Origin of the sequence: Deinococcus arboris (genome assembly GCF_009755355.1) — a bacterium.
Classification (GTDB): Bacteria; Deinococcota; Deinococci; order Deinococcales; family Deinococcaceae; genus Deinococcus; species Deinococcus betulae.
In genome coordinates this window covers 1-24,705 of record NZ_WQLB01000046.1, presented here as the reverse complement: position 1 = coordinate 24,705, position 24,705 = coordinate 1, and the positions used below count along the sequence as shown (strand labels likewise).

At 62.1% G+C, this 24,705-nt stretch carries 26 protein-coding genes, 1 tRNA gene and 1 other RNA gene; 10 read left to right on the top strand and 18 right to left on the bottom strand.

Annotated features, from left to right (window positions below; genetic code table 11):
- Positions 1-170: 170 nt before the first annotated feature.
- From GO986_RS20895 to GO986_RS20880, 4 genes are all read right to left on the bottom strand, one after another.
- A tRNA-Leu gene (locus GO986_RS20895) sits at positions 171-255 on the bottom strand.
- 66 nt (positions 256-321) lie between these two features.
- Positions 322-669: a transfer-messenger RNA gene (gene ssrA, locus GO986_RS20890) on the bottom strand.
- 169 nt (positions 670-838) lie between these two features.
- Positions 839-1,558 (bottom strand): PHP-associated domain-containing protein, encoded by a 720-nt coding sequence (locus GO986_RS20885; RefSeq protein WP_369409513.1) that lies wholly within the window; start codon positions 1,556-1,558, stop codon positions 839-841.
- A gap of 146 nt (positions 1,559-1,704) precedes the next feature.
- Positions 1,705-2,646, bottom strand: a complete 942-nt coding sequence (locus GO986_RS20880) for a diacylglycerol/lipid kinase family protein (RefSeq protein WP_157461450.1) — start codon at positions 2,644-2,646, stop codon at positions 1,705-1,707.
- Between the two features lie 173 nt (positions 2,647-2,819).
- Here GO986_RS20880 and GO986_RS23315 point away from each other — a divergent pair, with 173 nt between their 5' ends.
- Complete coding sequence (locus GO986_RS23315) at positions 2,820-2,951, top strand: hypothetical protein (protein WP_255449447.1); 132 nt, start codon at positions 2,820-2,822, stop codon at positions 2,949-2,951.
- 193 nt (positions 2,952-3,144) lie between these two features.
- On the opposite strand, the gene GO986_RS20875 is transcribed toward GO986_RS23315, so the two are convergent.
- Positions 3,145-3,495: a hypothetical protein gene (locus GO986_RS20875; protein WP_232337940.1), complete on the bottom strand. Its 351-nt coding sequence runs from the start codon at positions 3,493-3,495 to the stop codon at positions 3,145-3,147.
- A 37-nt stretch (positions 3,496-3,532) separates the two neighbouring features.
- On the opposite strand from GO986_RS20875, the gene GO986_RS20870 reads away from it, so the two are divergent.
- A complete protein-coding gene (locus GO986_RS20870; RefSeq protein WP_157461449.1) occupies positions 3,533-4,468 on the top strand; it encodes a diacylglycerol/lipid kinase family protein in 936 nt (311 codons plus the stop codon).
- A 567-nt stretch (positions 4,469-5,035) separates the two neighbouring features.
- Here GO986_RS20870 and GO986_RS20865 read toward each other — a convergent pair.
- From GO986_RS20865 to GO986_RS20855, 3 genes are all read right to left on the bottom strand, one after another.
- Positions 5,036-8,020: an adenosylcobalamin-dependent ribonucleoside-diphosphate reductase gene (locus tag GO986_RS20865; RefSeq protein WP_157461448.1), complete on the bottom strand. Its 2,985-nt coding sequence runs from the start codon at positions 8,018-8,020 to the stop codon at positions 5,036-5,038.
- 276 nt (positions 8,021-8,296) lie between these two features.
- Positions 8,297-9,259 carry an NAD(P)H-dependent glycerol-3-phosphate dehydrogenase gene (locus tag GO986_RS20860; protein WP_157461447.1) on the bottom strand — a complete coding sequence of 321 codons (963 nt, stop codon included), beginning with the start codon at positions 9,257-9,259 and terminating at the stop codon, positions 8,297-8,299.
- Positions 9,256-10,014, bottom strand: a complete 759-nt coding sequence (locus GO986_RS20855; RefSeq protein ID WP_157461446.1) for a class I SAM-dependent DNA methyltransferase — start codon at positions 10,012-10,014, stop codon at positions 9,256-9,258. The genes GO986_RS20860 and GO986_RS20855 overlap by 4 nt, the downstream gene beginning before the upstream one ends.
- A 181-nt stretch (positions 10,015-10,195) precedes the next feature.
- Between GO986_RS20855 and GO986_RS20850 the strand changes: the two genes are divergently transcribed.
- Positions 10,196-10,654 carry a hypothetical protein gene (locus tag GO986_RS20850; RefSeq protein ID WP_157461445.1) on the top strand — a complete coding sequence of 153 codons (459 nt, stop codon included), beginning with the start codon at positions 10,196-10,198 and terminating at the stop codon, positions 10,652-10,654.
- Positions 10,655-10,704: 50 nt separating this feature from the next.
- Here the strand turns inward: GO986_RS20850 and GO986_RS20845 are convergent, their stop codons facing one another.
- The 3 genes from GO986_RS20845 to GO986_RS20835 form a co-directional block, all read right to left on the bottom strand.
- Positions 10,705-11,244 carry a DUF1802 family protein gene (locus GO986_RS20845; RefSeq protein ID WP_157461444.1) on the bottom strand — a complete coding sequence of 180 codons (540 nt, stop codon included), beginning with the start codon at positions 11,242-11,244 and terminating at the stop codon, positions 10,705-10,707.
- Between the two features lie 162 nt (positions 11,245-11,406).
- Entirely contained in the window at positions 11,407-12,705 is a 1,299-nt protein-coding gene (locus GO986_RS20840) for an O-antigen ligase family protein (RefSeq protein WP_157461443.1), read from the bottom strand.
- Between the two features lie 67 nt (positions 12,706-12,772).
- Positions 12,773-13,117: a competence type IV pilus major pilin ComGC gene (locus tag GO986_RS20835; RefSeq protein ID WP_157461442.1), complete on the bottom strand. Its 345-nt coding sequence runs from the start codon at positions 13,115-13,117 to the stop codon at positions 12,773-12,775.
- A gap of 410 nt (positions 13,118-13,527) precedes the next feature.
- On the opposite strand from GO986_RS20835, the gene dnaB reads away from it, so the two are divergent.
- The 5 genes from dnaB to nrdR all read left to right on the top strand — a co-directional run bounded on the left by dnaB (position 13,528) and on the right by nrdR (position 17,346).
- Complete coding sequence (gene dnaB, locus GO986_RS20830) at positions 13,528-14,874, top strand: replicative DNA helicase (RefSeq protein ID WP_157461441.1); 1,347 nt, start codon at positions 13,528-13,530, stop codon at positions 14,872-14,874.
- Complete coding sequence (locus GO986_RS20825) at positions 14,874-15,542, top strand: NUDIX hydrolase (protein WP_157461440.1); 669 nt, start codon at positions 14,874-14,876, stop codon at positions 15,540-15,542. The genes dnaB and GO986_RS20825 overlap by 1 nt, the downstream gene beginning before the upstream one ends.
- A gap of 359 nt (positions 15,543-15,901) precedes the next feature.
- Positions 15,902-16,108 carry a hypothetical protein gene (locus tag GO986_RS20820; RefSeq protein ID WP_157461439.1) on the top strand — a complete coding sequence of 69 codons (207 nt, stop codon included), beginning with the start codon at positions 15,902-15,904 and terminating at the stop codon, positions 16,106-16,108.
- Positions 16,109-16,174: 66 nt separating this feature from the next.
- On the top strand, positions 16,175-16,894 hold the full coding sequence (locus tag GO986_RS20815) for an SDR family NAD(P)-dependent oxidoreductase (RefSeq protein WP_157461438.1): 720 nt from the start codon (positions 16,175-16,177) through the stop codon (positions 16,892-16,894).
- Positions 16,891-17,346, top strand: coding sequence for a transcriptional regulator NrdR (gene nrdR / locus GO986_RS20810; RefSeq protein WP_369409512.1), 456 nt, complete (start codon positions 16,891-16,893; stop codon positions 17,344-17,346). The genes GO986_RS20815 and nrdR overlap by 4 nt, the downstream gene beginning before the upstream one ends.
- A gap of 249 nt (positions 17,347-17,595) precedes the next feature.
- On the opposite strand, the gene GO986_RS20805 is transcribed toward nrdR, so the two are convergent.
- From GO986_RS20805 to GO986_RS20795, 4 genes are all read right to left on the bottom strand, one after another.
- Complete coding sequence (locus tag GO986_RS20805) at positions 17,596-18,213, bottom strand: 1-acyl-sn-glycerol-3-phosphate acyltransferase (RefSeq protein WP_157461437.1); 618 nt, start codon at positions 18,211-18,213, stop codon at positions 17,596-17,598.
- Between the two features lie 220 nt (positions 18,214-18,433).
- The gene (locus GO986_RS22695; protein ID WP_198170879.1) at positions 18,434-18,604 is read right to left on the bottom strand and encodes a hypothetical protein; all 171 of its coding nucleotides are present in this window, start codon (positions 18,602-18,604) and stop codon (positions 18,434-18,436) included.
- Positions 18,605-18,776: 172 nt separating this feature from the next.
- Positions 18,777-19,676, bottom strand: coding sequence for an arginase (gene rocF / locus GO986_RS20800; protein ID WP_157461436.1), 900 nt, complete (start codon positions 19,674-19,676; stop codon positions 18,777-18,779).
- 102 nt (positions 19,677-19,778) lie between these two features.
- Positions 19,779-20,318: a GNAT family N-acetyltransferase gene (locus tag GO986_RS20795; RefSeq protein ID WP_157461435.1), complete on the bottom strand. Its 540-nt coding sequence runs from the start codon at positions 20,316-20,318 to the stop codon at positions 19,779-19,781.
- Positions 20,319-20,457: 139 nt separating this feature from the next.
- On the opposite strand from GO986_RS20795, the gene GO986_RS20790 reads away from it, so the two are divergent.
- Both GO986_RS20790 and GO986_RS20785 read left to right on the top strand, forming a co-directional pair.
- A complete protein-coding gene (locus tag GO986_RS20790; protein WP_232337939.1) occupies positions 20,458-21,111 on the top strand; it encodes a metallophosphoesterase family protein in 654 nt (217 codons plus the stop codon).
- 397 nt (positions 21,112-21,508) lie between these two features.
- Positions 21,509-21,961 carry a dUTP diphosphatase gene (locus GO986_RS20785; RefSeq protein WP_369409511.1) on the top strand — a complete coding sequence of 151 codons (453 nt, stop codon included), beginning with the start codon at positions 21,509-21,511 and terminating at the stop codon, positions 21,959-21,961.
- A 148-nt stretch (positions 21,962-22,109) separates the two neighbouring features.
- Here GO986_RS20785 and GO986_RS20780 read toward each other — a convergent pair whose 3' ends face one another.
- The 3 genes from GO986_RS20780 to menC are packed head-to-tail and all read right to left on the bottom strand — an operon-like array spanning position 22,110 to position 24,607.
- Positions 22,110-22,646, bottom strand: coding sequence for a single-stranded DNA-binding protein (locus tag GO986_RS20780; RefSeq protein WP_157461434.1), 537 nt, complete (start codon positions 22,644-22,646; stop codon positions 22,110-22,112).
- A gap of 57 nt (positions 22,647-22,703) precedes the next feature.
- Positions 22,704-23,501 carry an acyl-CoA acyltransferase gene (locus tag GO986_RS20775; RefSeq protein WP_369409510.1) on the bottom strand — a complete coding sequence of 266 codons (798 nt, stop codon included), beginning with the start codon at positions 23,499-23,501 and terminating at the stop codon, positions 22,704-22,706.
- Positions 23,498-24,607, bottom strand: coding sequence for an o-succinylbenzoate synthase (gene menC, locus GO986_RS20770; RefSeq protein ID WP_157461433.1), 1,110 nt, complete (start codon positions 24,605-24,607; stop codon positions 23,498-23,500). The genes GO986_RS20775 and menC overlap by 4 nt, the downstream gene beginning before the upstream one ends.
- Positions 24,608-24,705: the final 98 nt, after the last annotated feature.

Below are 24,705 nucleotides of genomic sequence, written 5' to 3'. Positions count from 1 at the left end.
GCTTTTTTGCTCCCTGAGTTTTTGGAAGAGGTGGAATTGGTTTGGGCGACTTTAGGAGTAAATTCCGTGAAATACCAAAAGGCCGCTGGTTTAACATAAAGGTGGCTCGTAAGGTGCCTCGTCAAGAGAGCAGCGGTCACGCCCAAAGCGTGACCGCTGCTCTCTTATTTTGGTGCCAGGAAGGGGACTTGAACCCCCACGGGTTGCCCCGGCCGATTTTAAGTCGGATGCGTCTACCGATTCCGCCATCCCGGCTACCGCCCACTGCGTTGGGGGCGCGCCCAGTATAGAAGAAAAACCTCGCCTGTGGGGCGAGGTCTGTGGTGGAGGTGGGCGGAGTCGAACCGCCGTCCAAAGGTCCGTTCAGCGTGTGTCTACGTGTGTATCCCACTGTTTGCTTGTCGAGTCAGCGCTCACCAGTAGGCGGGTTCTCGCTGACCGTATCTCTGCTTAGTTTCGCCGTCAGCTACAGAGCGTTGCCTGGGCTAGCCTTCTTTTGTTTCAGTTCGCGCGGCGCCAAAGGCCGGGCTTCGCGGTCACTGTCTCACTTAAGCAGCGAGAGCGTATTCAGTGTTGCCAGTTAATGGCTTTGCCGTAGTTTTACGAGGCCAACGGCACCTCGACACGCAACAGCGCCTTCAGTTCCCCTGTCGAAACCGGGTCACCCCCAGAGCAAGCTGAATTTCTTCAGCCCAGACAGTCTATCAGCTTCAGCTGACGGGCGTTTGACGCAGACGACATTTGAATCTAATTGAAGCTCTTGTTCCTCCTGCTGTTTGCCGAGAGGCAGTCGGTGGATCTTTGCCGTTTCCGAGGGGTCTAGAGCGCCTTTGCTCTTTCAGAATCGGCGGAATCGTCCGTGGAAATTGCGCCACTGCTTCTGCCCAAAGGCATAGACCGGATGGGTCCAGCGCCCCGCCACCACACCTTCTTGCAGGGCCGCCAACAGCTGAGCCGGCGTATTGACCGTACGAAAAGGCGTCTCGACCCAGGCTTCACCTATGTCCCGCAGGGTATGGGCGTCGCTACCAGCACACATGGGCAGGCCACGCTGATGCGCCCAGGCCTCGGCGGCCCGGTTCCAGCGGTGACGTGACAGGCGCGAGTTGAAGGTTTCGACGATGTCCACCTCTCCGGCAATACGCTCGGTGGCCTCTGGCCGCAGGCGATAGCGTTTCAGGGGGTCAAAGCCATGTTGCAGCAGCACCAGCCCCCCCTGCGCCTTGATCTCGCTCACCGTATCTTCTGGCGAGAGCTGCGGGGGGATGCGCTCTTGGAGAAAGAGGCCGATCAACTCCCCTTCGCTGGTGGTGATCTCCTCGCCGGCGATGATGCTGAGGCGGTCGTCCAGTCCCAGGTCGCGCACGATGGCCTGTAACTCTGGGCCGCCGCGGTGCTGGTCATGGTCAGTCACGGCAATCACGCGGGTGTTGGTGCGCAGCAGCCAACTGGGAATATCGCGCAGGGGCGTGCGGCAGTCGTGGCTGACCTCGGTGTGCATGTGCAGGTCCACGCGCATCACCTGCAAGCCCTGCCGGAAGACGATGTTGTTCTGCATGGCGGCCGCCGGGCGTGGGGTCCAGCCCAGGGCCCCGCCTATGCGGTCTTGCACCGCATGCACCAGGGCCACGGGCCAGGCTCGGCGCAGAGGCGTCTGACGGGGTGCCTCTGGATTGGGCGGGGGGAGAGGAGGGCCGGGCGGCATTACGACCTCCCTCCTGTGGGCACCAAAACGTGCAGCGCCCCAGGCCAGGCGTCCACGCGCACCACCCCCGTCACGCCGGGCATAGGCGGCCTGACCTCAGCGTCCACATGAAACGCCTGGCCACTGTAGGGCACCTCTATGCAGGCGGCGCGGGTGCTGTCCACGCTGGCCAGAGCCTCGAAGTCGTCGCGGGCCAGGGCGGCCAGGTAGGCCAGCAGCCCCTCGCGGCCCGCCACGTCAATGCGGACCACATCCAGCTGGCCGTCGCTGGGGTCGGCGTGGGTGGCCAGGCGCAGCCGTGGCCCGGTGGCGCGCGTGTTCATGACTTCGAGCAGGGCAAAGGCTGTTTCTGGTTCTGGCTGTCCGTCAAGTGTCAGAGACAGAGGCGGCGGATCAAAACTGGAGAGGCTGGTGGTCAGGGCTTGCACGGCACGCAGGGGACTCTTGCCGGCTTCCGGGTCGTATTCGGCCAGTACGTCGGCGAAAGCGCCGCAGCCGCAAGCCTCCAGAAACAGGTCTTCGCCCCAGGGGGCCGTCACGCGCCCCAGGTCAAAGGGGACAGCGGCGGCGTCCGCATACGCCGCGATGACCTCGGTGGGGGTGCCCTGGACGCCCAGGGTGCGGGCCACGTTATTGGCGGTGCCCAGCGGAATGACCCCCAGGGTCACACCCGTCTGCCCAGCCAGATGGAGTGCTGCGGCCCGCACCGTACCGTCGCCGCCCGCCACAAAAACGGTGCCCTGCACATTTTCTAAGACGGCGCGCAGCTCGGCTTCGGAAGTGGTAGCCTGGTAGACCGGCGCATAGCCAATGCCATGCAGCGCCTCCACCAGATCGTCTGGCGTGCAGTGCCCGCTGCCACCGGCCCTGGTGTTGTAAATCAGGGTTGCTGGCCCCTGGTCCAGCGTGGCCGCTGCCACTGCGCCGCTTGTTGCTGTCATGCCGCTACTGTAGTCAGGGCGTGCCCTGGATGCCTTGAGCAAATCATGGGAGAAGCCGCCGCGCCGCAGACGCCGTCAGCTGAGAGGCTGGAACCGGCGGGCAGACGGTCTCTACCTTCAGCAAACCCTGAGCGAGTGTGTTCGCGGTCGTGCCGGGCGTGTACCCTCAACACATGAACCGGAACCTGTGGCTGAAATGGCTGCTTGGCGGCCTGATGGTGTTCACTCTGGGCGCCTGCGCACCCGGCGGCGATGTGGATGACGATGACGGTACGGTCATCGAGCAGAACGACGACGACGATTAACCCGTGTTGTGAGGTGATGCCCCCGGCCAATTGGTCGGGGGTCATGCTGTGGGAAGCAGTCTCCCAGCGCTCGCCGTCAGAGCGAGGAGTGCCGAATGTCGCAGACTGATGGGCTCTCCACCTCTATGCAGACTCACCTTCACTCTGTTCTGTTGCTATACATGTCTGCTTGCTGAGCTGATTCGGGTCTGGCCTACAGCGCCTTGTTGCTGAATTCGTCCTCGGCTCGGCGCAGAGCCACCCAGTCCTCGTAAGCCAGGGCGGGCAGCAAGGCAAAACTGCCCACAAACAGAGAAGCGAGGGCGGCTGGCACCCGCACGGGTGTGCGGCCGCTGAGCACCAGATACAGGGCGCCCAGGGTGGACAGCGCGCCGACATCCATGAACATCACCCGCGCCAGGGAACTGCGGGTCAGGGTCTCACGGGTGCCCAGTTCGCCGGGGCGGCGGCGCCCAAACACCGCAGTCAGCACCAGCATGAGGAGCAGCCCCAGGTACAGGCGGATGCGCCGGGGCGAGGGCGTGCGGTAGTCGTCCAGAGGCATGACCCAGCGTAGCGCCTGCGCGGGGTAGGCTAGGGTATTGACCGCCCCACATCCACCAAGGCCCGAAAGGGGAGAGACCCGCATTCCTGCCCAGACCCCCGCCACCCTGATTTATAACCCCCGCGCTGGCAGCAGCCACCGGGCGCCCTTGGCCGCGCTGTGCGGCGCCTTACAGGACGCCGGGTTTGCCGTCACGCCTTATGTCACCCAGCACGCGGAGGCCCTGGGCGACTTGCTGCGTGGCGTCCAGGGCACCGTGTTTCTGGCCGGCGGTGACGGCACCCTCCGCACCGGCGCGCTGCACCTGATGGGCCGCCCAGAAGTGACGCTAGGGGTCATTCCGATGGGCACCGCCAACAACGTCGCCCGCGCCCTGAACCTGCTGGGTGATCCCCTGGGCGTAGCTCGCCGCTTTGGGCAGGCGCGACCTGTCCCCTTCGATGTGGGCCGGGTGCGGGGGGGCTGGGGCGTGGACTATTTTCTGGAGGCCTGTGGCTGCGGCCTGTTTGCGGACATTCTGGATGACTACGGCCCACATCAGGCCAAAAGCCCGGTGCGGGCGCTGGGGTCGATGCTGGAAGCCTTCAGCACCCACCGGCCGCTGGGGCTGCATGTGACCGTGGACGGGCGCCCGCTGCCCAGTCCCCCTGTCGCCGTGCTGGAGGTCATGAACACGCCCAGCACCGGCAACGGCCTGAACCTGGCCCCTGACGCGCAGGTGGGCGACGGCTTGCTGAACCTGGTGCGGGTGGATGGCCTGCGCCGCGCGCCCATGCTGACCTATGCCCGCGCCCTGCGCCTGGGCACCTTTCACCGCCTGCCCAGCGTCGAGGTAACAGTGGGACGGCATTTTGCCATCGCCGATTCTGGGCAGGTCTGGCACATAGATACAGAACTCCGCCGCAGCACAGAGCCGGGCGGAGTGGTGGAAGTGGATGTAGTAGGTATGAGCCTAAATGTACTGCGTTCTTAGCGCTGGAATGCGATGAGTTCTTCTATACTAGCTTGAAAATCAGGGCAACATGCAGTAACCGAAATGTACCCATTGGTGAGTGTAACAGAAGCAGGCTGTCCACAATTAGGACAGACCATTCCCTCTGCTGCGCATTGCGCCCGATATAAGCAGGATAACTCGGTTTTAATACGTGCTGCTGTTTCAGGAGGAATTTTTGAAAGATTCATTTCTTTCTCCTTTCAACTTGACTCAGTGCGCTCGCAGCCGCACTTTTCTCTGCCTTATTGCTTTTGGGATTTGAGAGAACCTTTGAGGCGTTTGAGGCTGCTTTTGATCCTGTGGTTTTCGTCGCTTTCTGTGCCATAAGCTGTACGTTTCCTCCATAATGAGGTCATATTGTTACGTATCTTGCTTTTCTGGCCTCAGACAGGCTAAGCTTTCACTACCCCTAGCTAGAGCTTTGTGCCCATCTAAGGCCACATTGTCCTGGTGTCCGACGTTCTAGGTCAGCCTAGAGCGTCGCTTTCATAGTACTCACCTCCCTGAAAAGTTTTGAGGACCGGGAGGGAGCTGAAGCTCCCACTTTCACCCGCACTTGCTGTAGCCGCAGGCCTGGCATTTCAGGCAGCCTTCTTCGCGGATGACGGCCTTTTCCTCGCAGACGGGGCAGCGTTCGCGGGCCATCCCGTCCACGCTTACGCCAGTCGGAGCTGCGCTGACGGCCACGGTGTCGGTGCTGCCGCCAGCCAGCCTGGGCAACTGCGCGGCCTCCATATCCTTCTGGAAGGTTTCTAGCGCCACGGCGATCAGATCGGCCTTGCTGCCCACCAGGCGGCCGTTGTAGCTGCCGTACAGGCCACCGTTGATGCCGCGCAGCGTCTTGATGATGGCCTGGGCGGGAACGCCGTGTTGCAGCGCAATGGACACCACGCGGCCCAGCGCCTCGCTGTCGGCGTTGGCCTCGTCGCCGGCGCGGCCGGAAATCACCATGACCTCCACCGGTTTGCTGTTCAGGTGATTGACCGTCACCAGGAACGAGCGGCGGTGGCCGCTGGTGGGGTCGGTCAGTTTCACCATGTCGGTGATGCCACTCAGGCGGGTGGGGCGCTCGTACTGGGGCTTGCTGGGTGCAGCGGGCTTGACGGCTGGGGCCGCCGGTTGGGGCGTGGGGGCTGGGGCGGCAGGCTGGGCCTCGACTTCGCCCATGACTTCAGCCGCCGCCTGCACGGGTTCCTCGGTCTTGTCCTTTTTCTTCTTACTGGTGGACAGCACCTGAAACTGGCGGCTGCCGTCGCGGTACACCGTAATGCCTTTGCAACCAGTGGTGTAGGCCTCGCTGTAGGCGTCTTGCACGTCCTGCACGGTGGCTTCGTTGGGCAGGTTGATGGTCTTGGAGAGGCTGTTGGCGGCGTAGCCCTCGGCATCAAAGGCGCGCTGCACGGCGCCCTGCATCCGTACGTGGTCCACGGGCTTAATATCGTGCGCGCAGACGAAGACGTGTTGCAGCGCTTCGGGAATAAAGGGCAGGCCCACCACCGAGCCGTGGTTTTCGCTGACGGCCTCAGTTACTCGGTCCCAGTCCCAGCCGTCAGCCTTGTTCATGCCCTGCGGCGCCGGGTAGGTTTCCAGCAGTTCCACGAAGAGGGGCGCCAGCAGCGCGCGGTACTCGCTGCCAATCTTGCGCCAGATAAACGGGCTAAAGATGGGTTCGATGCCGCTGGACACGCCCATCAGCATGGAGGTGGTGCCGGTGGGGGCCACGGTCAGGACCGCCACGTTGCGCCGGGGCGCGTGGGGCACCTGGTCGGGGTGACGGGTGTAGACAGGGTAGACGCCGCGTTCGTCGCCCAGGCGCTCGCTCTCGGCCACCGCTTCCTCGCGCAGCGCGCTCATGATGTCGTAGATGGTCTGGCGGCCCGCCTCGCTGTCGTAGCGCAGGCCCAGCTTAATCAGCGCATCGGCCAGCCCCATAACGCCCAGGCCCAGGCGGCGCAGGTCTTGGCTGGCCACGCGGTTGTCTTCCAGGGCAAAGACATTCACGTCCAGCACGTCATCCAGAAAGCGCACGCAGGTGCGAACGTCAGCGCGGAAGGTGGAATAGTCAAAGTCGCTGCCCTTCACGTAGGCGGCCAGGTTGATGGCGCCCAGATCGCAGGGTTCGCCGACGGTCAGTGGGATTTCACCACAAGGATTCGTGCTGCGAATCTGATAGCGCTCGCCCAGGTTCTTCAGCGCGCTGTATTCGTTGATGCGGTCCACAAAAATTAGGCCAGGTTCGCCCGTGCTCCAGGCGTGCTGGGCAATCTGGTCCCACAGCCACTGGGCCGGAATCCCGCTCTGACCCTTTTTCAGGGTGTAGGTGGGCACGCCCTGCGCGTCGTCCTCTGCCCGCACGGGCAGGTCAGGCAGTTGGCCCTTAAAGGCGCCCGTCTGCGGGGCCAGATAGTACTTGCCCGGCACCTCCTGCGCCTGCACCGGCCACACGCCCCCCGCCTGCAAGGTGTCCCAGAAGGTGCCCCCCACCAGAATCGAGATGTTGAACGTCGAGATGTCGCCCTCGGCGGCCTCGCGGTCAAGGTCCTTGGCGGTCAGGAAATCCAGCACGTCGGGGTGGCCGATGGAAATGGTGGCCATCCCGGCGCCGCGCCGGGTGCCGCCCTGGCGCACCACCCGCAGCACGGGTGAATAGACGAAGCGCAGGGTGTTGACGGGACCGCTGGTCTCGGCGCCCCGGTTGGCCCATTCGAGGAAGTTGTCAAAGATTTCCAGCAGGAAACTAACGGGGCCGCTGCTCGTGCCCCCCGATCCCCGGATGGGCGCGCCCTCGGGGCGCATGGTGCTGAGGTCAATGCGGGGTTCCAGGCCCAGTTTGGCGTCTTCGGCGACCTTGCGCGCGGCGTCCACAATGCCGCCCATGTCGTCAGGGACAGTTTGGACGCCCTCGGGCAGGGTCGCCACCACCGACACACCATTGGCGCGGGCGAGCGCCACCACCTCAGGCCGGATGACCTGCCCGTACACCACGCGCGTCCAGTTGCGCACGGCCACCGGCTGCTTGTCGCCGTCAGGCTGGGTGGGGGGGCGCATCAGCCCTTCGATGAAGTCCCCCACATCGGCGTGCGTGGCGCTCATGTAAGCCCAGCCGCGCACGCCCGCGTCGGCGCGGCTGCCCTGGGCGCGGGGGGTGTACACGTCCAGATTGACGCCGTTGCCGCCGCCCACTTTGGTCACCAGCGCGAGCTTCTTGGCGACTTCCATGACACCTTCAAAGCTGGCGGGGGCGTTCTCGGTGGCCCCCTGCACAAAGCAGTTCAGCACGTTGCCGTGTGCGGTGCCGGCACCGGCCAGCACGCGCCCGCCAGGGCAGAACTTCTTCTCGGCCATCAGGTCGTAGTACTGCTGGGCCCAGTGGGGCCGCACGTCGGGCGCCTCGGCCCCCGCCACCCAGTTGGCAATACGGCGGAACATCCCGCCCAGGTCGCCGTCGCCCGGTTGCAGGTACTGCCGCCCGGCGATGTGGTGGGCGTTCTCGTCAAAATTGGTCAGAGGCTGAGCGCTTTGGGTGGTCATAGGACAGCTCCTTGGAGGGACTTCAGGCAACGCAAGAGACACGCCGCCGGACATTTGGCGGAATGTGTCATAGCCTGAACCCTTTCTTTTCGCTGCGCGGACTGTAACACGCAGGGCACAGCCAAGGTACTACATGTTGTGCCCTGCATGCTGAATACCCCAAGATGCAGCACTCCTTGGTCGGTTTTTCTGGTGTCTCAGACGGTCAAAAGGCGCCCTAGCTTTTGAGAGTTGGGCCACCTCTATGCAGGCTGCCCGGTCTAGAGGAGCCCAGGTTTAGTGGCGCTCGGGTTTGGCTTCGCGTTCCATGAGTTGCGCCACGCCCTGCTGTGGGCTCCAGTCGCCGCGTGTCACCTGCGCCACCGCCTGCACGATGGGCAGGTCCTGGCCGTGCGCGGCGGCCCAGGCACTCAGCAGGCCTGCAGTGCGCAGGCCCTCCACGACCTTGCCGCCCTGACCGGGGTGTTCGCCGCGTGCCAGCGCTTCGCCGGCGGCGCGGTTGCGGCTGTGGCGACTGGTGGCCGTGGCGACCAGATCGCCCAGCCCACTCAGGCCATACACCGTGTCCTCGTGTGCCCCGCAGGCCTGAAGGTAACGGCTCATTTCGCGCAGGCCGCGCGTAATCAGGGCGGCTTTGGCGTTGTCACCCAGACTTAGCCCGTCCACTAGGCCGGCGGCCACCGCCATGACGTTTTTTACCACGCCGCCCAGCTCCACGCCGGTTTCGTCCTCGCTGGTGTACACACGCAGGGCCGGGGTCATCAGGGCCGCCTGGACCGTGCGGGCAAAGCCAGCGTCTCGGCTGGCCACCACTGTGGCGGCGGGCAGACCGCGCCCCACTTCTTCGGCGTGGTTGGGGCCACTGAGGACCGCCACGCGCGTGAAGCCCAGCTGCCGGGCCAGCACGGTCAGCTGTCCGCCGTCGGGCGCCAGGCCCTTGGCGCACAGCACCAGACCCAGAGTTCGGGGCAGAGCCGCCAGTAGCTCCGGCACACCCACGCTCGGCACCACCACCAGCGCGAACGGCGCGTCCTGAATGGCCTCGCCCAGATGAGCCGTGACGCCGAGGCCTGGGGGCAACGACACCCCCGGCAAATATTCAGCGTTGACCCGTTCGCTCTGCAGCGTCTGGGCAAATTGGGCGCGGCGTGCCCACAGCATTACGGGGCCGTTGCGCGCGGCATTGACAGCCAGGGCCGTGCCCCACCCCCCGGCGCCCAGGACCGGCAAAGGCGTCATGCACCCGCCCCACTCGGCGCCCACGCAAAGACCCACACGCGCGGCGCGTCGGCGGCTGGAGGGGCATAGTCCGGGTACTCCACGATCTCCCAGCGGGCAAAACCAGCTGCTTTCAGCAGCGGTTCCAGGTCGGCGGGATCATAGCCGCGTTCGCGGTGGGTCTCAATAAACTCATCTCCCTCGACGCGGCACAGCGCCTGCACCACGCCCAACCCCGAGTCTGGTTCAAAGTGGTGAGACCAGTGGTAATGCACCTCGGCGCCGCCCGGCATGGGCGCCAGGCCCTCAATGGCGTCCCCTTCCCACAACTCCTGTACACCCAGGCGCGTATTGACGTCGAAGGCAAAGAGGCCGCCGGGCCACAGGTGAGCGCGGGCCTGGGTCAGAGCCGCCCCCAGGTCGCTTGGGGTCAGGAGGTTGTTCAGGCTGTCAAAGACGCAGGTTACGAGGTCAAACCGTTTAGGCAGGGCAAAGCTCCGCAGGTCGCCTTGAACGAAGGGCACGCCGGGCAAACGGTGCCGGGCCTCGGCCAGCATCGCCTCGCTGAAATCCAGCCCTGTGATCGCCCAGCCAGCTTCCTGTAGTTCGCGGGTAAAACCGCCTGTGCCGCAGGCCAGGTCCAGTGCGGTGCCGGGATGAGTCAGTCCGCCGTCGCGGGCATATGACAGCACGAAATCGGCCCAGTGGTCATATTCCACGTCGGCCATGATGGCGTCGTAGACCGCGGCCAGGGCTGTAAACGGCTCCCGTTGCATGAACGGAAGTATAAAGCCCGTCTCCGTGACCTCTGGCGCGGCCCATACGACGATCTGCTCCCTCTAGCACTTCAGGCGGTGAACTTCTGGTGAGGTAAGCAGCAAGAGAACAAGATTGGGCCTGGCCGTGTGGGTCGTCTACGCTCAGCGGGCACCCCACCTTTTCTCTGGAGGACTGTCCATGAACTACCTTGCTCTGGCCGCCCTTGGCACCCTGACCCTCAGCGCCTGCACTCTGGCCGGCAACCCCATCAAGAAAGACGTGACGGGCCAGTTGCGCGGCTTCAACAGCAATCAGAACCTGGGCCTGGCTATCGTGGGCTTTAATGGTGGTCAGTACACAGCTGACGGCACGCAGAGTCAGGTGATTGACAAGTTCCTGACGGGCGGCTTCGCGCTCGACCTGCCTACCAACCTGCCCTACGGCACCTACCGAGTGATTGTGTTCCGTGACGCCAACAACAATAACCGCTACGACACAGGCGATACCGTACTGAGCGCCGATAACGGCAAGCGCTTACTTTACGCCCAGCGAGAGAATCAGTTTGTTGCAGGCACGAAGGCGGGCTGGAATCTGGTGGACAGCTCAGGCTATGTGCAAACGACCCTGCTGAATAACTACGACTTGAACGCCCAGTAATCAGGGTAAATAAGGAAAGGGAGGCTTAGTGGCCTCCCCATTTTTTGGATTTAGAGTAGCTGTTCGAGTGCCTTCCGACGCTCCTGAAGTTCTGCTTCAGGGATAATTGGCTGCCCTACCGGCACTTCAATATCTCCTAGAGGCACCCAGCTGACGCAGCCCAGCATCTCTGGTGTTTCCGGCAGGATTATCGGTTGACTGAGTGGGCGGATTCGCAGCAGCAGCGCATGAACCCAGGGCCGGTTGCGGTAGTGAAAGCGCCGTTCAATCGCGGCAGCTGTCAGCGCCTGCAAGGGTTCCAGCCGGAGGGCAGCGTCCAGCGACTCAATTTTATGAACAGCCACAACTTCGGCAAGCGCGGGCAACTGAATCTGGCCGGGTACAGGGTCGTCGCGCAGCAGGTCGCGGTACTGCGGCTGTAACTCCTCTGGGTTCTGGTGCAGGAATGTGGGGTAGAGGAGGAATGAATGGTGTTCGACCTCAAATCCGTCGTGCGTCTCCATGATCCCGCCCTTCCGAATTAACAGCGAGAGGCGGCCTTGAGTGAGCAGACGGGTCTGGGTGTCCCATTCTTTGAGTGCCGAGGTCATATATAGAATATCTTCGTGAATTTATATGAGAAACATTGGAGAGCCCCTCTCATGTTGGTATTATTGCTTCGACATCAAGATTTTATTTAAAAATTTGACTTTTGAAATGTTAAAGCGACTTAAAATCGATCTATATCTCATCATTAGATGAATAAGTTCACATTACGAATCCAATACAGGTTTTTTTTCAATTTTTCCAATATATAGGATTAATATAATAAGTGGCGGAATCATGGTTGATATTTGAAAAGTCCAAGTTAAACAATATGCAAGAATGAGTAAAAAGCCGAACAAGAGAATGCGATTATTGAGAAGCATTTTGATCTCTACTCTATAGATATATATAAGAAAGCAGAATAAAAGAATATAACTTAAGCCACCGGCTATTAAAAGATGAAGAATTTCATTATGAGGATGCCAGATATCAATAGACTGAATCTCAAGCCTGTTTTCATTAACGAAAATCTTTCCGTATTTTCTGATTACATCTTTCTCGCAGTTCCATTCAAGGGTTGTGCAGGCAATATGAAGTATATCTTCTCTCTTTCCCCAATCGTACCAATGTCCGTAAAAGCTGCCAAAGCCACTGCCTATGAGTGGTGATCTTAAAAAGACGTCCCAGCCCACTTTATATATATCTGCGCGTGCGAGTCCTGTCTTTTCGCTTGTTGTAACAATATTTTGTTGTTCTAAGTTAAATCTTGTAGTGAGATTATAGTAAGAGACGAAGGTGAGAATAAAGACAACTAGAATGCTTAGCCACGACTTCACTTTGGCTATATCCTTTCTATCAATAAATATATATATTAAAAGAATTAATGAGGAGGTAAATAAAACTGTTTTATTTAGAGATACACACAAGCTAAAGACACCAATAGCAAATAAAACCCTCCCCGTATTCAAAGTAAAATTTTTAGACCCTAGAACTAAGCTAGCTATCACCATGGGAATGAGCCATCCTCTGTTGCCTATTGTTCCTGGTGACCCTAGATCGCCATAAATATAGTCAAAAATATTATAATTAAGTTGTTGTAAAAAAATGATAAAAGTTGCTAAAAAAGTACCTGTTGCAAAAGCGACGAGATAAGCTGGTCTCATGCTTAGGCCATTGAATGATAATAAACTAAAAACAGCGAAGGCATAAGTGATCAAGCCGGCCTCTTGTCCAACTGGGCCAATAAAATTAAAACCAGATTCTGTAAGAGATGCTTGGTGTATAACGACAGCAATTAGCGCTAATAATATAGGCCAGAAACGTTTAATATTCTGTATAAAATTATCAAAATTTAAGATGGTAATTAATGTCATAATAACAAAAAGGAATTTATATTTGGGTGTGTGTGGTTGCAGTGCTAGATTCTCTGTAAAACTGAATATGAGTGGGGTGAGAGATAGCGCGACTACGATAAGTGCTCCCGTAATCTGTGCCTTCATTTGAGCAGTTCTGCGATTATTATGCATATAGTTATACACTGTATAGCAACGCTAGAGGGGCTCGCAGTCGCGAGCCCCTCTAGTGGAAGAAGATTTAGAACGAACCGGTTACGTCCGTAGCACCACGCTTATATGTGTAAGCTACAGTGGGGTTACCAGCATCCGTAGAAGTAACTGTGCAGGCAGTAACATATGCAGGTGCGGTAGGGGCGTTAGAGACGCTGGCACAGGTCGCAGCGCTATACACGAGAGTAGGTGTCTCAATGATGTTCGCTGCAGCTGCTGTAGATACCGAGCGCGCGTAAGCTTTCGCGCCGGTTTCGACAGCTTTCCCGCGGGCGCCGAGCAGGTTGGGGATCAGCACAGCGGCCAGGATGCCGATGATAGCGATAACGATCAGCAGCTCGATCAGGGTGAAGCCTTGCGTCGTGTTCTTCATGCTCTTTCTCCTGGGTGCGGCGGGCCGGTTAAAGGATAAATGGGCCAGGCCTCGCCTACTTATGGCAGGTAGCCGGTGTCGGGTGTCTCCCGTCCTTGCTTGACACAAGTGTAGGTGGCACGTTCTCACAGGAGTCTTACCGGATTGCAAGGCAGTGAACGTTTTTACATCTAAGCATTGATGAGAAAAAGCTGCGCTAGGCGCAGCTCGGATGGGCAGAAGCTCTTAGAGCCAGCTTTGTAAGAGTTTGCCCACGCCCTCTGAGTGATATGCTTTTGGGCAGTTCAGCCTGGGCACTCGCCTTGGTGAATAGGCTGCTCTCGTGTGAGCAGCTCCAAGTACATCAACAGGACGTGCGTACGGCGCTGGACAACGGCTCCAGCTCCGCGCCGCTGCCAGAGGAGAGGCTTTTGGAACTCACGCCACGCGTGCCGCCGCACAGTAATGACGCTGAAATCAGCGTGCTGGGCAGTATTTTGCTGGACAATGACACTCTGGGACAGCTGGGCGATTCGGTGGCTCCCGAGATGTTCTACCGCGAAGGTCACCGCAAGATTTTTACGGCCATGCGTACCCTGCAAGAACGGGGCGAACCGGTGGACCTGGTGACTCTCAGTGAAGATTTGCGGGTCAAAGGGCAATTGGATGAGGTAGGCGGCTTGACCTATCTGATTGGTCTGTCAGACCAAGTGCCCACTGCCGCTTATGCCGAGCATTACGCGCGTATCGTGCAGGAGAAGGCCACCCTACGCGCGCTGATTAGTGCGTCGGGCAAGGCTATGCAGTTGGCCTACGAGGCCCAGCTGCCCCTAGAAGACCTGCTTGACCGCGCTGAGAAGATGATTTTCGAGGTGGCCGAGCAGAAGAAGAAGGGCGAAGCCTTTCAAGCCATGAACGAGGTCGTCACCGAGACCTTCGAATACATCACGCTGCTTCACCAGAACAAGGGCATTCCAGACGGCGTCAGCAGCGGCTTTCGTGATCTGGACGAGCAGATCAGCGGGCTACAGAAGGGCAGTCTGAGTGTGCTGGCGGCCCGGCCGAGCATGGGCAAGACGGCCTTCGCCCTTTCTATCGCCCAGAATGTGGCCCTGCGCGGTGAAAAGGCGGTGGCGGTGTTCAGCCTGGAAATGCCTGCTGTTCAGCTCGCCCTGCGCATGCTGTGCAGTGAGGCGCGGGTGGACATGAACCGGATTCGTTCGGGGCAGCTCAATGAACGTGACTTCGAGCGCCTGGCCCACGCCGCTGGTCGCCTAGCCGACGCCCCCATGATTATTGACGACGAACCGGATCTGACCCTCAACGGCCTGCGCAGCAAGCTCCGGCGGATTGCGGCGCAGCACGGGCAGCTGGGTCTGGTCGTCATCGACTACTTGCAGCTCATGTCGGGGGGCAAAAGCAGCGGCGGCAGCGACAACCGTCAGCAGGAAATCAGCACCATCTCGCGCGGCCTCAAGGGGCTGGCGCGTGAAATGGAAGTGCCGGTCATCGTGCTGTCGCAGCTGTCGCGCGCCGTAGAGCAGCGGCCCAACCACCGTCCTATGCTCTCGGACCTGCGCGAATCCGGCGCCATTGAGCAGGACGCTGACATCGTGATGTTCATCTACCGCGATGAGTACTACAACAAAGAAACTGACCAGCAGGGCATCGCGGAAATCATTATCGGCAAGCAGCGCAACGGTCCAGTGGGCACCGTCAAGCTGCAATTTCATAGCGCGCACGTGCGGTTTAACGATCTTGCGCCGGAGGGTGTGTAATGGCGGAAGACCACAGCAAGGCCAATCAGGGCGCCGGGCAGCGGCGCCGGCGTCGGCGTCGGGGGGTGCCAACTCCGGCCCGGCCCGGTCAGGTCACCGCCACCACGGCGGTCCCTGTGCCCGCCGCGCCCAGCAAACGCGGCCAAAAACGCCCGCTGGCCGAGCCACGCATCGGTGTGGGCTGCATCGTGCTGCGCGGCGAGGAGATTCTGCTGGTGCGCGAGCGGGGTCGCTGGTCACTGCCCAAAGGCGGCCTGGAAGCGGGCGAACTGGTGCAGGACGGCGCCCGGCGCGAGACCTTTGAAGAAACGGGACTGGTCGTCGAACTGCGGGACCTGGCCTTTATCGTCGAGTTCCAGGCGGTGACCTGGGGCCATCACCTGCAATTTTTCTACACGGGCCGCGAGGTCGGCGGCAAGCTGGAGCCGCGCGACCCCGACCGCGACGTGCAGGAAGCCCGCTTCGTGCCTATTCGCCAGTTGCGCGAGTTCATCCGGTTTCGCCCGCGTCTGGTCGCCCTGGAGACTTGGCTGCGCGAGCGCCGGCCCCGGCACTTTGTCTTTAACCTGGACAAGGAGCCGGCCATGTTGCGTAAACGCCGCCGGGTGGGTGAGGTGCCTGCAGCGCGCGCTCCCGAGCCAGAATTTACTGACGAACCAGATTTATAGCCTGAGGCGTCTGGGAGTCAGTCGCCGCAGCAGGTCAGCTAGGACACAGGCCAGGAGCTGTCTCCGCAGCGATAGAAGGGGCCACCAGACTGGCAAAAGCAGGGCGTCTTCTAGACACCAGCGACTTACGCAAATATTGAGCTGTGTCAGTCCACTTGTCCTGGAGCTGCTCATAGCTTTCTATCGGTGGCCAGACCTCGTAGCGCTTAAGGGCTTACCTCTGCTCTCCAGAGCAAATATCACTCCAGAGATGGCGTGAAGTGGACCTGATCGCTGACCACTATCAAGTCAACGCAGCATCGCTGTGAGGTCCGCTCACGCCTCTTTGTCTCACTTGCTAAATCTGCTATCATCAGAATATGAAGCGTCTGTTACGCAAAGAGGCCGATCCACTGCCTGCCAGCGGACGCGGCTACATGCATGTTTGCCCTCAGTGTGCCCAGGCCATGACTCTGCATGACCTGCGCGACGGCGACCAGGCTTACTGGTGTCACCCCTGCGGACAGGGTCACCGAGCCAGCGACCCGCCGCCCGGTGCGCTGCGCCTCCTGCCGACAGCCAGCTGAGCACACGCCGCAGCCCTGGGGAGAGCGGGTCAAGTGCCCGCCTACACCTCCAGTATGCTGTGCCCCATGACCCAGTACCTTGCTCCCACTGCGCCTGTCGCTGGTCCCGCGCTGGGCGACCTGCTTGGCGGCCAGGTGATTGCTGTCACTGGGGCCGATCAGGGCTACGGCCGCACCGTCAGCGCGGCGCTGGCCCACGCTGGGGCCAGTGTGGTGCTGATAGGTGACAACAGCGAGACGCTGGCAGTCGCGGCCAGTCAGCTGGAACATGCTGGCGGACATGCTATTCCCATCAAGGCGGACGTTGGGGTGCCGCTGGACTGGCTGAGTGCTCAGACGCGCATCCTCGATATTTTTGGCGAGCTGCACGGCATCGTGCATCTGGCCGACAAGCGCGCGCATTCGGAATTTACGGCGCTGAGTGAAAACGAGTGGATGGATCTGTTTAACTGCAACGTCAAGAGCAGCGTGGCGATTACGCAGATTCTACGCCGCCGCCTGCCCGAAACCTGGCTGACCATCATCGGGCCGCATCTGGACGAACGTGGCCTGCACGTCGCGCCCCAGCGCGGGGCCATCCGCGGGCTGGTCGAGCAGGCATACACCGAGGACCTGCGCCTGAATCTACTCCTGCCTGGCCGCGCCAGCAGCAGCGAGGACAAACTGGACCGGCCCCTAGCCAGTGCAGTCCTGGCTCTGGCGGCGCCGGGACTGGGGCACCTGCGTGGCAACGTCGTGGAAGTGCCCCTGCCGCCTGTGCCCAAGGTGCGCGCGGAGTACCGGTGAGGTGTCCGTATTGTTCGGCGCCCGACAGCAAGGTGGTCAACTCCCGGCCCAGCGATGATGGGGCCAGTATTCGCCGCCGCCGGGAGTGTCTGAACTGCGCCCGGCGCTTTACCACCTACGAACGCGCCCAGCTTGAACCCCTGATGGTGGTCAAGCGCAGCGGGCCGCGCGAGGCCTTTAATCCCGACAAACTGCTGCGCGGTCTCACATTGGCCAGCGAGAAGCGCCCGGTAGACGGCGACGCCCTGCGCGCCTTTGCCTATGGCTTTGAGGATGACGTGCAGGCCGCTGAGATTCGCAGCGAGGAGATTGGCCGGCGCGCCATGACCTTTCTGCGCCCGCTGGATGACGTGGCTTATATCCGCTTTGCCAGCGTCTATCGCGACTTTGACTCGCTGGAACGCTTTATCGAGGAAATTCGCGGGCTGAAAGACCGAGAGGAGCAAGGGTAACATGCGGTATTCCGTTGCATGGAAACAACATGCCTCTCCATGCCCTTCTAACCGTCATCTATGACGCCCCTATAAATTCCGCTTAATTACAGCCCAGTTGCGAGAGCTACGTCTGCGTCCCCATAACGTGAAATCTCTACTTTCACCTGCTCGCGCTGCTGTGCCGCTTTCCAAGTCTGTTCGGTTCAATCGGAATCCATGTGACTCGCTTAGCCTCAGATGCATTCAAGACGCCGTAAGAACCTGCACTCACGTGCGGCTGGGCCCTCCAGTAGCGGGGCGCGGGACCGCTGGGGTTTCGTTGCCGGGAGTATGGCCACGCACGTCCCGCAGCAGCTCCCGGATTCGGGCAAAATCGGCGTCCAGGTCGCCGGTGGGCGTGACATACCCGATGATGCCCACCCGTTTGCGGCCCCAGTCCAGTGCGGTCACGGCGATAGGCACGCCGGCCTCTAATGCCATGTAATAAAAGCCTGTCTTCCAGTATTCTCCGCGGCTGCGGGTGCCTTCGGGGGCCACGATCATCACGATTTCCTGTTCGCGGTTGATGACGGCCACCACGGCGTCCACAAAGTTGCCGCCCGCCCGCTGTCGGTTAATCGGAATGCCGCCGACTGCGCGCATAAACACGCCAACCGGAAAGAAAAACAGTTCTCGCTTGGCCACAAAATGGGCCGGACTGCGCGTGGCCCATTTCCAGAACAGACCGGGCCAGAAATCCGCGTTGTGTGTGTGTGGCGCGGCGGCACCCACGAATTTCACGCCAGGCGGCGGCTCCAGCACCGCAGTCCAGCCGAACAGGCGCAGCAGTGCAGAGGCCAGCCGGGAACCCAAAGAAGCGCGCTGACCAGGCCACAAAGGAGACATCGGCCCCAGTATAGAAAGCGGGTTCTCAGCCTCGCCGGAAGCGGGACGCAGTGCAGCGCAGGGAGGAGGGTGGGCACAGTGGTCTTTCAAAGAATAGACGGGATGCCGTCACCCCCGGCCTGCCACAGAAACCGCCAGTTATGACCGAAAGAGTCGCTTGATGGCGCTGCCGCGCATGTCCACTCGTGCGGAGGCTCTTATCCAGTTGTAGGCTCTATTTCTAGCGGCCGCGCTTGATCAGCCGCCAGAGGGTCACGGCGTTACTGCCCAGCAGCAGCAGGCACAGCAGGGCCAGCACCCAGTCCTGCCGCTGCACGAAACGCAGGGTCAGCAAGGTCCACCCAATGACCAGAGCGGCCACCAGCCAGACGCGCCACGCGGGAGCATTCATCGAAAGGACCTCATGCCCGGTAGGGTAGAGCCTTCCGCAGGGCCAGGCGTCCCCACAGAGGGGCAGGAGTGAACACGAACGCGCTTGATTCGAGAGTGGCTGGCGCCTATATAAACGTAAGCCCTCTGTCTCTCAGGCTGACAGTCAGCGCATTTTCTTCTGTGCAGGCGCCTTACAGAATGCGCTGGCCCATCAGGCTGGCGGCCATACCCACCATGACCTCAGCCGTCTGGTTGTGAACGTCCAGAATAGGATTTACTTCCACGATATCCATACTGGTAACCCGGCCCGACTCGCTCAGCAGTTCCATCAGCAGGTGGCCCTCGCGGTAGGTCAGGCCGCCGGGTACCGGGGTACCCACGCCGGGGCAGACCGTGGGGTCAAGGGCGTCGGCGTCAAACGAGACATGCAGGCCCGCCGTGCCGCTCAGGCGCTCCAGCGTTTCTTCGTAGATGCGGGTGATGCCCAGCTGGTCTACCTCTTTCATGGTGTAGGCCTTGATCCCTGCTTCGCGTAGCAACTCGCGCTCGTGGGCGTCCACGCTGCGAATCCCAATCATCACGATGTCCTCGGGTCGCATGTGCCACCCACCGCCCAGACCGGTCAGGCGTGGGTCGCCCAGACCTGTCAGGTGGGCCACCGGCATGCCGTGAATGTTGCCGCTGGGGCTGCTCTGGGGGGTGTTGTAATCGGTATGGGCGTCCACCCAGATCAGGCCCAGGCGACCGCCGCCCGGCGCGGCGCGCAGAGCGTTGCCGGTCACCGTGCCCATGCTGACGCTGTGGTCACCGCCAATGGTCAGCGGAAAGGTGTCGGTCCCCAGCGCGGCCACGCACTCGGCGGCGGCGCGGCAGGCGTCCAGAATGGGGTCCAGAAACACCAGGCCGCTGTCCCGCAGTTTGTCCACCGTTTCGGGCAGCGCCACCCGCACGTCGCCCAGGTCATTCACGGTGTGGCCCAGGTCGCGCAGCGCGCGGGCCAGGTGGGCGTTTCGCAGCGCCGACGGCCCCATATCCACACCCCGGCGCCCGGCGCCTAAATCCATCGGAATCCCCAGCAAAGACACGTTCATGGCTTCAGCCTACGGGCTGCCGGGCACTATGCCTTACGGCTGCAATTTTATGTTGGCGCGCGGCGCTGGGTGGGCGCGGCGGCGGGGGGCGGCGCTGAATATTCATGCTGGAGTTGCGGGTCTGGTCCACAGCAGAAGTTCACCGTCTTCGTCGTCTGTTCGCTGCCCGGCGACCTGAAAACCCAGTTTGGTCAGTACGCGGGCGCTTGCCGGGTTACTGAGAGCGGTTTCCGCCGTGATGACACGCACGCCTGGCTGCGCGCCCAGCCAGGTCAGCAGCGCCCCCACCGCCTCGGTGGCGTAACCCTGGCCCCAGGTGCCGGGCGTCAGGCCGTAACCAATGTCCTGCTCGCCGCCGGGGGTGGTTGGCCCCTTGGTCCCCAGCAGGCCAATGGCCTGACCGTCTGTCCGCCGCACCGCCAGAAACGAGCCGGGCCACGCCGCCGCTTCTGGCGGCCACTGCGCCAGAAACAGGGGCAGGAGGGCGAGGGCGTCTCCCGGCCAGTCCTCGGGGACCTGCACCGTCAGTGGGCCGTCCGGGCCATTAAGCACCGCCGCAAAGGGAGCACCCTGCACGCGGCGTGCCACCACCTCGTGTGTGAGTGGAAAGAGCAGCAGCCGGGGGGTGGTCAGCACCGTCATGCGCCGAGCGTACCGAATCAAACGGTTTTTGCATCCTAAGAGCCGCTGCTCTGCGCCCCCGCCGCCCTGGCCCGGGGTGGGCGCTACACTGCTTTATCTTCTGCTGTGTTCCGGGCCGCCTGTGCGCCCTGCCCCTGCCATGACCCAGACCGCCCTGCATCCCGTGTCTATCCCGCCTGCCCGGCTGGGCAAGCGGCTGATGCTGCTGGCGGACCACGTGCATCCTTTCGTGTACCGCGAGGGTTTTCCGCACGGGGTGCCGCCTGTGGACGCGGTGCTGGCGGCGGGCGACCTGCCAGGCTACTACCTGGAATTTCTGGCCACCAAGATGACGGTGCCTGTCATTTACGTGCATGGCAACCACGCCAACGAGTTCGTAAATGAGGGCGAGGGCCGCATTGCCCCGCGCGGTGTCCTGAATGCCCACGGCCGCGTGATTGAAGAAGCGGGGCTGCGGATTGCCGGCTGGGGAGGGGTGCCCCGTTACCGGCAGGACGGCGAGGGTCAGTACAGCGCAGCCCAGGCCCGCTGGGGGCTGGGCCGCCTGGCCTGGCAGACGCGGCGCGGCGTGGACGTGCTGCTGACGCACGCGCCGCCCACCGGCCCACACGCGGGGTCCGACTACGCTCACCGGGGCTGTGAGGCCATCACTGCGTTCATGCAGCGCCGCCGGCCTCAGGTGGTCGTTCACGGGCATATTCACGAGTACGAGGGCCGGAAACTGGAATACACCGACCCGGTCAGCGGCGTGCGGGTGCTGAATGCCTATGGCTACCGGATCGTCGAGGTCTGATAACGCTTTCGATACTGTCTTGTCGTAGCGGGTAGGGAAGCAGAATCCAGGCGGGAGGGGAGCCGAGCGGTTCTCTGCTTCTGCAGCGCGCCTTCTGAGCGGTCATCTTCGGTGACTTGCCCCACCCGCCATTTCGCTTAAGGTCTGCTGTAGAAGCGGCACATGCGGCGCACAGCGCATCTGGGCATACTGGCGTCGGTCAGGTGAGGCCGCGCCCAACGGGGAGCGGGCGACCAAGAGGGAGACGCCCACCTCTTCACCAACGGGCGTGCGAGCGGGCCAAGGCCGCAGCGGGGGTTCAAGTCCCTCCACCCGCCACCTCAATTTAAGTGCTAAGTCTGGTCCTGGGTCCCACCCCTGGGGCCAGCTTTCTTTGGGAGGGCGTACCATCGGAAGCGTGCCCGACGTTCTCGCTGCTCCCCCTACCGTCACCCAGCCCACCAACGCCCAGCGCCTGCGGGACTTCCATGCAGGGCTGGGCGAGGTCTCTCTAGCCGCACCCACCCCACCGAATCTGAGTCTGTTAGAGCTGCGCCGCACCCTCATTACCGAAGAATTTACCGAGGTGCAGGCCGAGTTCGCCGCGCTGCAAATTCGTCTGGAGGCCGCCGAACCTCTTCAGGCCGCCGACCTGGCCCCACTGGCGCATGAACTGGCTGATCTGCTCTATGTCGTTTATGGCGCCTTTGACCGCCTGGGCATTGACGCCGACGCGGTATTCGCTGAGGTTCACCGGGCCAATCTGGGCAAACTGGCGGGGCCGCGCCGCGCCGACGGCAAGCTGCTCAAGCCTGAAGGCTGGCAACCTGCAGATGTAGCTGGCGTGCTGGCTGGTCAGACACACCCCTGAAGCGAGGCGCCTCTAGAAAGCAGCAAACGTTTGGCCGCCGGGATACTTCTCCCGGCGGCCTGGTTCTTAAGAGGTGTGGAGGACGCCTCACCGCCTCACAGGGGTCGCTGTCAGGCACAGCACTGTTTGGCTGGTCGGTCCGTTACCCTTAAAACGGAGTTTCTTCCTCGACCTGCGCGGCGGCTGGCCGGGGCGAGGGACGCGGGGCCGGGGCGGGCCGGGTAGCTGACTGCGGCGCCCCCTGGGCACGGTTGCCTGGGATGGCGTACCGCTCTTGCCGTTTGCCGCCCCGGAAAATCGCCAGCGTCACGTATTCAAACTCGCCGTCGGACTTCTCGCGGACGTGTTCGGGGTCGGTGCTCTTGGCGCCGCGCGAGAACTTCACGGCGGCGGGCAGTTTCATCTTGCGGCTGTCGACCGCTTCCAGTTCACGGCGGCGGTAGGCGTGGCCCCGGTGAATGACCATTTCCTCGCCTTCAGGATTGGTCCAGCGCCGCGCGCCAATCAGGGTCCAGTCGAAGTCGGTCTCATTGTCGAGGGGAAACTGGTAGCCCCCCGTCGGGATCTCCCCGCTGGTCCAGCCCAGGCGGCCGTAATGGCGCTGAACATCCAGCAGTTTGTCCGCGCTCTCCACATCCACAGTGACTCTGGCGCCCAGATCGGTCATAAATTCAAGGTGCAACATCGTAGCCTCCTTATGTAAATAACATAACACAGAATCCGGGTTCTGAACAGCTGCAAGTCAGGTCCCAGGGTGGGTCAACAGGTAAAAGGCGCGTGTGCCCTCGCGGGCCAGGTCCGTGACCTGAAACCCCTGGGCCAGTGCGTCCCCCAGAGCTTCACGCAAGGCCAGGCGCCAGGCGCGACGGACTGTGGCCGAAAGGTTGTCCAGGTTGGTGGGCACTTCAGCCAAGCGTGCGGCTGGGCCGCTGCACTGGAGCACCGGGCCAGGACTGTCGCCTAGGGCTTCCAAGACCCGCTCGGCGTCGGGCGCAGGGGCTGGGCGTGGGATCACCGGCTGCGTCAGGTCCCACTCAACCAGAAGGCGGTCAGCAGGAAAGGCGGCGGCGCGGTCGGCCTCCAGGGCATACCAGTTCGCAAGGTAAGTGCCCGCCGTGGCCCCCAGCTTGCCCAGATTCAGGCGGGCGTTGCGGGCCACCAGGGGGTCAAAGGTCCAGGTCATGCGGGTCAGCCCCTGGGCCAGCACCCGTTCCCGCTGGGCCAGTTTTAAGGCCACCGCTAGGCCTGTGCCCCGGCAGCTAGGGTCCACGGCCAGCAGGTGCGAGTGGTGCCATACGGTGCCGTCTTGGAGGGCCGGAAACCCAAAGGCCAGCCCTACCGGCCGCTCCGGTGCGCTGGTGTGGTAGGCCCCCAGCACCACGCCGCCACTGACCGCGCTGATTCGGAAGAGGGTGCCAGGCGTTACTTCGCGGTCGCTGTACCCCCAGGCGGCCACCTGCACCTCTTCAAGGGCCCGGAAGGCCCAGGGGTCACTCACATCCTGAATCACGAAGCCGGGCGGCGCCGGATGGGCGGTCACGCCCGGCGCTCCTCGTGCAGCTCGGCCACGCGGGTCACAAACTCGCGGTTCAGGGTCACGCCAGTCCCTGGGCCAGCGGGCACGGGCATCAGGCCGTCTTCCGCCTCCAGGGCCTCATGAATCACGTCGGTCTCCCAGTAACGACTGGCGCTGCTGGTGTCGCCCGGCAGGGTAAAGCCGGGCAGCGTGGACAGGTGGATGTTGTGCGCCCGGCCAATACCGCTTTCCAGCATGCCGCCGCACCACACGGGCGCGCCGAAGGCCTGCGCCACGTCGTGCACCCGCCGCGCCTCGGCGTGCCCACCCACCCGGCCCACCTTGATATTCACCACGCCGCCAGACCCCAGCGCCAGCCCTTTGCGGGCGTCCTGGGCACTGGCGACGCTTTCATCCAGACATAGGGGTGTCTTCAGGCGGCGCTGAAGCTCGGCATGATCCACTAGGTCGTCCCAGGCCAGCGGCTGCTCGATATAAGTCAGGTTGTAGTCGTCCAGTGCCCGCAGGCGCACCGTGTCGGCCAGGGTATAGGCGCTGTTGGCGTCGACTGTCAGGCGAATGTCGGCAAAGGTCTCACGGACAGCCCGGACCGGCTGTACGTCCCAGCCCGGCTTGATCTTCAGCTTGATGCGCCGGTAGCCCTGAGCCACATGCTGGCGCACCGTCTCGACCGTGGCGGCTTCATCGGCCTGAATGCCCAAGCTGACGCCCACCTCTACCTCGGTCTTGCGCCCACCCAGCAAAGAGCCCAATGGGACACCCAACGTTCTGGCCCACAGGTCCCAGGCGGCCATCTCGACCATGGCGCGCGCCATGCGGTTGCCCCGAAAGGTTCCCAGGGCGTCATTGACAGCCTCGGGATTGGCGAAGGTGCGGCCCAGCACACGCGGCAAAAACACGTCGCGCAGTAGGTGTAGCGCCCCGGCGATGGTTTCCTCGCGGTACATGGGGGCCAGTTCCATGACGCCCTCGGCCACACCTTCCAGTCCCTCACCTTTCAGGATCAGCAGCGGCACGACTTTTTCGGTCTGCACGCCAAAGCTGGTCTCAAACCGGAACTTCAGGGGCAAGCGCACCACAAACAGTTCTGCGGCCTCAATTCTGAACATGCCTCAGTATGCGGCCCAGGCGCGCTGAAAGTGCGTGCCAGACGGCCCGCGCTGAAGGTCAAGGAATCAGAGCTGGGGAGGGGTTGACAGTTTCGTGG